At 51.4% G+C, this 8,715-nt stretch carries 6 protein-coding genes and 1 pseudogene; 5 read left to right on the top strand and 2 right to left on the bottom strand.

Annotated elements, in window-relative coordinates; all coding sequences use genetic code 11:
• Together ACOJTG_RS22240 and ACOJTG_RS22245 are read right to left on the bottom strand one after the other, a co-directional pair.
• The coding region (locus tag ACOJTG_RS22240) for an endonuclease MutS2 (RefSeq protein WP_420155817.1) at positions 1 to 2,325 on the bottom strand (2,325 nt) is incomplete at its 3' end.
• 1 nt (position 2,326) lies between these two features.
• Positions 2,327 to 3,292 carry an NAD(P)-dependent oxidoreductase gene (locus tag ACOJTG_RS22245; RefSeq protein ID WP_420155818.1) on the bottom strand — a complete coding sequence of 322 codons (966 nt, stop codon included), beginning with the start codon at positions 3,290 to 3,292 and terminating at the stop codon, positions 2,327 to 2,329.
• Positions 3,293 to 3,593: 301 nt separating this feature from the next.
• Here ACOJTG_RS22245 and pdxA point away from each other — a divergent pair, with 301 nt between their 5' ends.
• From pdxA to ACOJTG_RS22270, 5 genes and pseudogenes are all read left to right on the top strand, one after another.
• Positions 3,594 to 5,357, top strand: a complete 1,764-nt coding sequence (pdxA, locus tag ACOJTG_RS22250) for a 4-hydroxythreonine-4-phosphate dehydrogenase PdxA (RefSeq protein ID WP_420155819.1) — start codon at positions 3,594 to 3,596, stop codon at positions 5,355 to 5,357.
• A 26-nt stretch (positions 5,358 to 5,383) separates the two neighbouring features.
• Positions 5,384 to 6,262 carry a YicC/YloC family endoribonuclease gene (locus ACOJTG_RS22255; RefSeq protein ID WP_420155820.1) on the top strand — a complete coding sequence of 293 codons (879 nt, stop codon included), beginning with the start codon at positions 5,384 to 5,386 and terminating at the stop codon, positions 6,260 to 6,262.
• Positions 6,263 to 6,398: 136 nt separating this feature from the next.
• On the top strand, positions 6,399 to 7,019 hold the full coding sequence (locus tag ACOJTG_RS22260; protein ID WP_420155821.1) for a DNA-3-methyladenine glycosylase: 621 nt from the start codon (positions 6,399 to 6,401) through the stop codon (positions 7,017 to 7,019).
• 112 nt (positions 7,020 to 7,131) lie between these two features.
• Positions 7,132 to 8,079, top strand: a complete 948-nt coding sequence (locus ACOJTG_RS22265; protein WP_420155822.1) for a GNAT family N-acetyltransferase — start codon at positions 7,132 to 7,134, stop codon at positions 8,077 to 8,079.
• Between the two features lie 31 nt (positions 8,080 to 8,110).
• Positions 8,111 to 8,715, top strand: a pseudogene (locus tag ACOJTG_RS22270) (acetyl-CoA C-acyltransferase); the annotation flags it as partial.

An 8,715-nucleotide genomic window follows, 5' to 3' on the forward strand; every position in this document is an offset into this window, starting at 1 on the left:
CTCAGGGTAACCCAGCATAATGGCATCGTCCATGAAATTATCGACTGCGACCATCGCTTCTTCGCCGCGTTTACCCCGTACATCCAGGTTGAACGAGAAGTTGATGGCTTTTTCGTTTAGATCTACACCCGTGAGCTTGGCCCGGGGTTTATCGTCGCCCGTAGCGGCTTTGAATTCTTTGCGGGACACCTTTTCGAGACGGTTCGCTTTCACCGTCGTACGCAGATCGCCAATGGCAATAACGGCGTCTTTTCCCTTCAGATCCAGTACCTCCCCCACCGTACTCTGTCCTTTAATCCGGACTAATGAGCCTACCGTAATGGTCCCACCCACGACTTCCACTTCATTCGTCGGGGCTGGGGCGGCTTTGGGTGGGGCAATTACTTCCTGTGTGAGCTTCTGAGCCGAGAAATCGGTTAATTGCTGACGGATTTCCTTGGTGGCCAGCTTTTCAGCTCCCTGTTCGCGGATTTCCCGAATGGTATTTTCAATCTTCGCATTGGCTTCTCGCAGCAGTTCTTTCGCCTGAACCTTCGCCTCGTTAAGTAGCCGTTTCTTCTCCGTATCTAGGTAACTTTTCAGCGTCTGGTACTGCTCGGTGAGTTTATCCAGTTCCTGCTGTCGCTGTAAGTTCTGAGCGTTCCGATCCTGGAAGACCTTTTTCTCGATTTCCAGTTCTTTCGATAACTTCTCAAAATTCACCTGATGGCGATCCAGCTTCTGCCGGGCCGCGTCGAGTACGGGCTTGGGTAAGCCGATTTTCCGGCCAATTTCAAAGGCAAACGAACTACCGGGCTTACCAATTTCCAGCTCGTAGAGCGGTTCCAAGTGTTCGGCATCAAAACGCATCGCTCCATTCACCAGCCCTTCCGTACGGTCAGCGAAGGTTTTCAGGTTGGAATAGTGCGTGTTGATGACGCCGTAAGCTCCTGAGCGATTGAGGTCGTTGAGGATACTTTCGGCAATCGCTCCACCCAGACTCGGCTCGGTTCCCGTACCAAACTCGTCGATCAGAAACAGTGTTTTCTTGTCCGAATGCAACAGAAAATGCTTCATGTTGGTCAGGTGCGACGAGTACGTGGACAAGTCGTTTTCCAGACTTTGTTCATCACCAATGTCCATGAACAGATTCCGGAAAAGCCCAATCGTCGAAAAATCATCCACAGGTACTAGCAAGCCGCACTGGAACATATACTGGATCAGGCCCAGCGTTTTCAGCATCACCGACTTACCCCCGGCGTTGGGACCCGATACGAGCAAAATGCGTTGCGTGGCATCCAGTTTTACGTGCAGCGGTACCACCGACCGACCCTGTTTCTGATAGCTCATCAACAGAAGGGGGTGCCGAGCACCGTGCCAGTCCACGAGGGGCTGCTGGACGAAAAATGGAGCGTTGGCGTTCATTTCCAGAGCCAGTTTAGCCTTGGCCCGAATGAAATCCACGATGCCCAGAAAGGTATACGCTCGCTTGAGCTCTTCGGTATAGGGACGCACTTTCGAGGTCAGATCAGTCAGGATACGGATGATTTCCCGGCGTTCCCTCGACTCCAATTCCCGAATTTCGTTGTTCGATTCCAGAGCATCGGCGGGTTCCAGAAAAACGGTTTTCCCCGAATCCGACTCATCCTGTACGAAGCCGCGAATTTTGCGTTTGTGCTCGGCTACCAGCGGAATCACCATCCGGCCATTCCGTACCGTCATGGTTGCTCCTTCGGGTACCCATCCGTTTTGCTGAGCCGTGCGTAACATCGAATCGAGCGTCCGCCGCAGACGGGCCTGTTCAGCAATCAGTTCACGGCGAATGTGCTGCAATTCCGCCGAGGCATTGTCTCGCAACCGACCGCGATCATCGATGATCCGGTCAATTTCCTTCAGTAGCTGCGATAGCTCATCGCTTTTGCTCCGGCGGGGTTTATCCTCGTCGTCGGTTTTACGCTCCTGGAACGCCTGTACAGTCAATTCCCGCAGGTGCGGAAAACTCGGTTCTTCCTTATTTTCGAAAAACCGCTGAATACTTTGGATGGTACGCAGTGAGAGTTTGAGATCGAAAAATTCTTCTTCGTCCAGAAACGCTCCCTCGATGCGGGCTTTAGCAATTTGTTCGTTAACGTCAATGTAATTCGACTGCGGAAAATCCGGCTCGTGAGCTACAATTTCCTTCATTTCGGCCACCTGCCCTACCATTTTCTGGATTTGGTCAAAGCGATCGGAAAAGCGTATTTTCTCGACAAACGACCGTCCCAGCGACGACAGGCAAGCCTCGCTCAGCATCTGACGAATCCGGTCGAATCCGAGTTTTTCTTCTATGTTTTTTGGGTAAAGCAAGTTAGTTTTTGGTTATTGGTTGGTTGTTGTGCGGTTGCCCAAACGCCTCCGCAATCTGCTGCACCAGCACCTCGTTAATGCGGACGTAGCTCTCGTGCGTCCAGCCTGCTACGTGGGGTGTGAAGATGACATTCGGCAATTGAATCAAGGAGTCAAACACTTCGTCGGGACCGGCGGGTAGCTGGTGGAGTTTTTCGTTTTCCAGTACGTCCAGACAAGCTCCCAGTATTTTTCCAGCCTGTAGTCCCTGCAACACGGCGGCCAATTGCACGATCTCTCCCCGCGAACAGTTGATCAAGTAGAAAGGCTTCTGAAACTGAGTAATGAAGTCTTCGCGTACCAGATAATTCGTTTCTTCCGTCAACGGAATGTGCAAACTCAGTACGTCGGCCTGCTCAAAAAGCTGCTCCATCGTGGCCTGCTTGGCGTACGCATCGGAATAATCATCCCGGTATTTATCGTAAGCCAGTACGTTCACGTTGAAACCGCTCAGTCGTTTGGCAAACGCTTGGCCGTTATGCCCGTACCCAATCAAACCAACGGTTTTTCCACCCAGTTCGGTACCGCGATTGGCTTCACGTAACCAGATTTTCTGGCGTACTTCCCGGTCGGCAGTATGGATATGGTTGAGCAGAGCCAGTAGCATACCCAGGGCATGTTCGCCCACGGCATCCATATTCCCGGCATTGGCCGCAAACAGGCGTACGTGATGGCGATCGCAGGCTTCCCGGTCAATCAGATCCAATCCGGCCCCAGCCCGACCGATGAACTCCAGACGCGTGGCCGCCTGTAGAAAAGCTTCGTCCACGCGGGTTTTATTGCGGATCATTAATCCTTCATAGTCGTCAATCTGTTCAAGAATCTCGTCTCGTTTGGCTTTGGGTTGATAGGTATAGGCAAACCCGGCTTTCTCAAGCATTTCGAACAGGCTGGGATGCATTTCATCACAAATAAAAATTCGTTTCATCGCAGAAGGAGTTAGCCAAAGCTGGGCTGGTATTGCTGATAAAAGGTCAAAGTTAAAACTTTCGTATCGCCCATGAAAGTCCGTATAATTCAACCCATTTTCAAGGCTCAGAGTTTCCCTAAACGACAGGAAAGGATATTTTGAATAATCCTCGTAGGCCAGAAATAAACTTTCCCTGCTACGGTCTTTGCCAAAAAAAGACTTCCCGCAGGGCCATTTCCCTGATGGATGCCGTAACTTCGCCCAGTTATCCTGATTTTCAAGGTCAGTATAACCCCAAACCTGACTGGATGAAACGATCATGAGCGAGCAAGCACAGAAACCGGTTATTGGCATCACTTTGGGCGATTACAACGGCATCGGACCCGAAGTAATCCTGAAAGCCTTACACGGAAATCAACTTAATAAACATTTTACACCGGTGGTCTACGGATCGATGCGGGTACTGAACCGTTACAAGCATCTGTACGACATGAAAGACTGGCAACTGCATCCGGCTCCGGCGGCGGATCAGTTGAATACTAAAATGGTTAACGTTATCACCTGTTTTGATGATAGCCAAACCAATGTCGAACCAGGTATGGTGGTACCTGAGGCCGGACAGGCGGCCTACCAGAGTCTGGCGAAAGCCGTTGAAGACCTGAAAGCGGGACATCTGGCGGCTCTGGTGACAGGCCCTATCAACAAGTACAACATTCAATCCGAAGAATTTAAGTTTCCCGGACATACGGAATACCTTGCCGAAGCCTTCAGCAGTTCTGAGTACCTGATGTTCATGGTTTCGGAACGTCTGAAAATTGGCGTCGTAACGGGCCACGTGCCCTTGGGCCGGGTGCGTTCGAACATCAATCAGGATGCGGTTTCCCGTAAACTGACGCAGATTATCAAATCCTTAAAGGAAGATTTTGGTATCCAGAAACCCCGCGTTGCTGTACTGGGTTTGAACCCGCACGCCGGTGAAGACGGACTTTTGGGTAACGAAGAGAAAGAGGTCATTACTCCCGTAATCGATCAATTCCGGAAGAAAAATCACCTGGTGTACGGCCCTTTTCCCGCCGACGGCTTTTTTGGGGCCAATAGCTGGAAGAAATTCGACGCCATTCTGGCGATGTATCACGATCAGGGCCTGATGCCGTTTAAGATGCTGGCTTTTGAAGACGGCGTAAACTTTACGGCGGGTCTGCCCATCGTTCGGACCAGTCCCGATCACGGTACCGCGTACGATATTGCCGGTAAAAATGTAGCGGATCCGGGTTCCATGTTACACGCGTTGTACTCGGCTCTGGATATTGTACGGCATCGTACCGAATGGGAGAGCCTGGAAGCTCAGGGTCTTGAGCACCAGAACGATGCAGCCATGACGGAACTGCCCGTCACGGATGAACGAGATCCCCGACCGGAAACATCGACCCGCTCACAGGAACGCCCCGCGAAGGAAGAGCGTCCCAACCGGGAAGATCGCTCAAATCGCGAGGAGCGGCAACCCCGCGAAGAACGAGCAGCCCGGGAGGATCGTCCCAATCGGGAAGACCGTTCCAACCGCGAAAATCGGCAACCTCGGGAAGACCGCCGTCCAGCTGCCTCACCCGTAGCGACGGATTTGCCCGCATCGGACCCAGTAGCCGAACAACCCCTGGAACCCAAAGCTGAAGAGCAACGTACGAACGAACGGCCCCGGCGGGAGGATCGACAAAATCGGAATAACCGTCCCCAACGGGAAGAGCGTCAGCAACGCCCGGATCGGCGGGAAAACCAGAATCAACGACCACCGCAGGAAGTCAATGCGGACGCTACGCCCGCTGAAAACGAGGAGCAACGTCCTAATGAACGGCCCCGGCGGGAAGATCGGCAGAATCGGAATAACAACCCCCGCTTCCAGCGAGACGAGCGTCAGCAACGCCCCGATCGGCGGGAAAATCAGAACCAGCGGCCTAAACCGGATCAGGAAGGAACCTCTTCGGAAAACCGGGAAGCCCAGGTAAAATTATTAGCGATTTCTCAATCCTTACTGATTGCCAAAACGCCGCCAACCAACGCTAAACCAGACGAGAACCCCGAAGCCTAGTCGTTCTTGTTCATATTTTCTGTACTATGTTGAAATCGATGACCGGCTTTGGCCGGGGCGTACTGGAAGCGGATGGCTTTCAAGTAACTGCCGAAATTAAAACACTAAATTCCAAGGGTTTAGACATTTTTTGCAGAATACCCAAAAGTTTATCAAGCCGGGAAATTGAACTGCGAAATCTTCTTTCGGCTGAGCTTGAACGCGGAAAGATTGAGCTGAATATCAGTATTACCAAAACGGCCCAGGCCGAAGCTTCCGTTTCAGTGAACCGTCCGCTCGTGAAGGCGTATTTTCAGGATTTACGGGAAAGCTTTTACCACCTCAGCAATAGTTTCGACGATCTGGAGATGTTCAAGCTGGCTCTAACCTGGCCGAACGCCCAAAATACCGAAGTAGTTACGGAAAGCTCCGAAGAGGAGTGGAAGACTGCTCAGGAAGCTGTGCGGCTGGCCCTGACCGAGTGTCAGGCCTTTCGCGTACGCGAAGGGCAGGTGCTCGAAGGGATCTTCAGCGATTGCATCAACGGGATTGAAACAGGCTTACAGCAGGTTGCTGCACAGGATGGCCTGCGGATTCCGGCGGTACGCGAACGCCTGCTGAAAACCATTACGGATTTACTCGGGGAAGACGGTTTCGATAAAAACCGATTCGAGCAGGAACTGGTCTATTACGTTGAGAAATACGACATCTCCGAAGAGAAGGTACGCCTGCAAACGCACCTCGACTATTTCCGGGAAATCATCCAGGAAGGTAACGGCAAAAAGTTGGGTTTCATGGCTCAGGAAATTGGCCGAGAAATAAATACCATCGGATCGAAAGCTAACGACGCAGGCCTGCAGCGACTGGTCGTAGGTATGAAAGACGATCTGGAGAAAATTAAGGAACAAACGGCGAACGTGTTATAAACAGTGAGCCTTTGAATGTTTCCGGATTATATACCGGGCTAGTCACCTTGAGTCACCTTGAGTCACCTAGGATAGATACGGCGTATGGAATGGTTTTATTCCGTACGCCGTATTTGCGTTTTATTCCCGTATATCTATGCCGCTCACTACCGAATTTTATCAGCAACCTTCCCTCGATTTAGCCCGTAATTTGCTGGGCTGTGTATTGGTACATAACAGTCCCGAAGGCCGTACGGCGGGTATTATCGTGGAGACGGAAGCGTATCTGAAAGACGATCCGGCCTGCCATGCCTACACGCGAAAAACCGTTCGCAACGCTCCCATGTTCGGTCCGGTAGGCATGATTTACGTGTATCAGATTTATGGTCAGTACTACTGCGTCAATATTTCCAGTGGCGGCGAAGGTATTGGGGAAGCCGTTCTAATCCGGGCTTTGGAACCCACAGAAGGACTGGATTTGATGGCCGAACGTCGCATTGCCGCCCAGCAACGAATTCAGCAGTTTTTCGGAAAAACCTACGCGGATCGGGTACTGAAACCAGCCCAATTGTGCAAGGGCCCGGCAAGTCTGGTACACGCCATGGCTATTACCAAGGAGATGAATTTCTGGATGATTCAGGATAGCCCATTGTCCATCGAACCCGCTGTATTGCACGATTTCGACGTGATCCAAACCACGCGGATTGGCATTAAAGTAGGTGTAGACCTACCCTATCGTTTTTACGTGAAGGGTAATGCGTTTATTAGTAAGAAATAGAGGGCTATACTAGGCTACCTTTAAAATCTGTTACTCAATTTCCCTTGGTCCACGTTACAATCAACCAATAACTTACAACCAGAAACCAGGATTTTTGTACTTTGCTCCACTTATGGATGCTACGTATACAGTACGGATCGTTGAGTTTTCAGAAGCTATTCCGACCCTCCCCTTCGAACGCTATTTGTTTAATGAACCCATTCACCTTCAAACGCAGGTACAGCCGGACGACCGGGTAGTGACCTTTTTTCTACTGAAAGCGGAGCAGATACAGGCCCGGCTTACGGTATTTTTGACCCCCGAAAAAGCCATTAGCCCCCGCCGGGCGACGTTTGGCGGCATCGAAACAAGTACCAACGTTCCGCTTCCGGCGTTGCAGGTATTCGTACAGGCCGTTCTTGCCGAAGTTTCAACCGTACCGTTTCTTGAACTCCGCAGTTTTCCGGATGGATTGAACCCCGAACTGGCTGCTCACCTGCATCGACTGTTCATGGAAGCTGATTTTCGGGTTACAACCACCGAACTGAATCAGCACCTTCTAGTTTCTTCCCTGCCCATTGAACAGCACTTACACGCCTCCACCTTACGCCGATTAAGGAAAAGCGAGCGGGAAGGTTTTACGTTTTCTGAATGGGTGGAACCCGACTGGCCGCAGGTACACACTTTTATTGCCGAGTCCCGGCGGCGGAAAAACCGTCCGATGACCCTATCGCTGGAGCAATTACGGCAGTCTGTCCAACAGTTGCCCGGCATTTTTCGGGTATTTACGGTACGGCAGAATTCGATACTGGCGGCTTTAATCGTAACGGTTCACATCAATAATCGGATTCTGTATACCCTGTATCCCGCCGATGATCCGGCTTTTTTAAGCTCCAGTCCGCTTATTCTGGCTTATGCGGGTTTGTATCGGCTTTGTCAACGCGAAGGGTATGAACTTCTGGATCTGGGAATCTCCACGGAGAACGGCGAACGCAACGAGGGTCTCATTCGTTTTAAAAATAATCTTGGAGCGATGGAATCAGAAAAACGCACGTACACGTTCTTCTTTCCCAGAAAGTAAATAAATTGTCTTCAAATCATTCAACAATTTCATGGACGCTTACATTGTAGCCGGTTTCCGTAGCCCCGTCGGTAAAGCTCCCAAGGGAGGTTTACGCTTTACTCGCCCCGACGATCTGGCGGCTACGGTCATTAAACATACCCTTTCAACGATTCCTCAACTGGACCCCAGCCGCGTCGATGACCTCATCGTCGGCAACGCCGTACCCGAAGCCGAACAAGGCATGCAGATGGGTCGGTATATTTCGCTACTGGCCCTTCCCGAAACGGTTTCGGGCCTGACCATTAACCGCTACTGCGGTTCCGGTTTGGAAGCCGTGGCCATGGCTGCGAGCAAAATCCACGCGGGCTGGGCCGATTGCATTATTGCGGGCGGTACGGAATCCATGTCGCTGGTGCCGGTGATGGGCTGGAAAACGGCTCTCAACTACGACATTGCCAAGAATCACGCGGATTACTACCTGAGCATGGGGCTTACGGCGGAACAGGTCGCTCAACAGTTCAAAATCAGCCGGGAAGCTCAGGATGCCTTTGCTCTGGCCAGCCATCAGAAAGCGTTGAAAGCTCAGTCAGAAGGGATTTTCGATGCAGAAATCGTTCCGATTCCAGTGCAGGAAACCTTCTTTGATCCCCTGAG

This window comes from Siphonobacter sp. (genome assembly GCF_048595215.1).
Lineage (GTDB): Bacteria > Bacteroidota > Bacteroidia > Cytophagales > Spirosomataceae > Siphonobacter.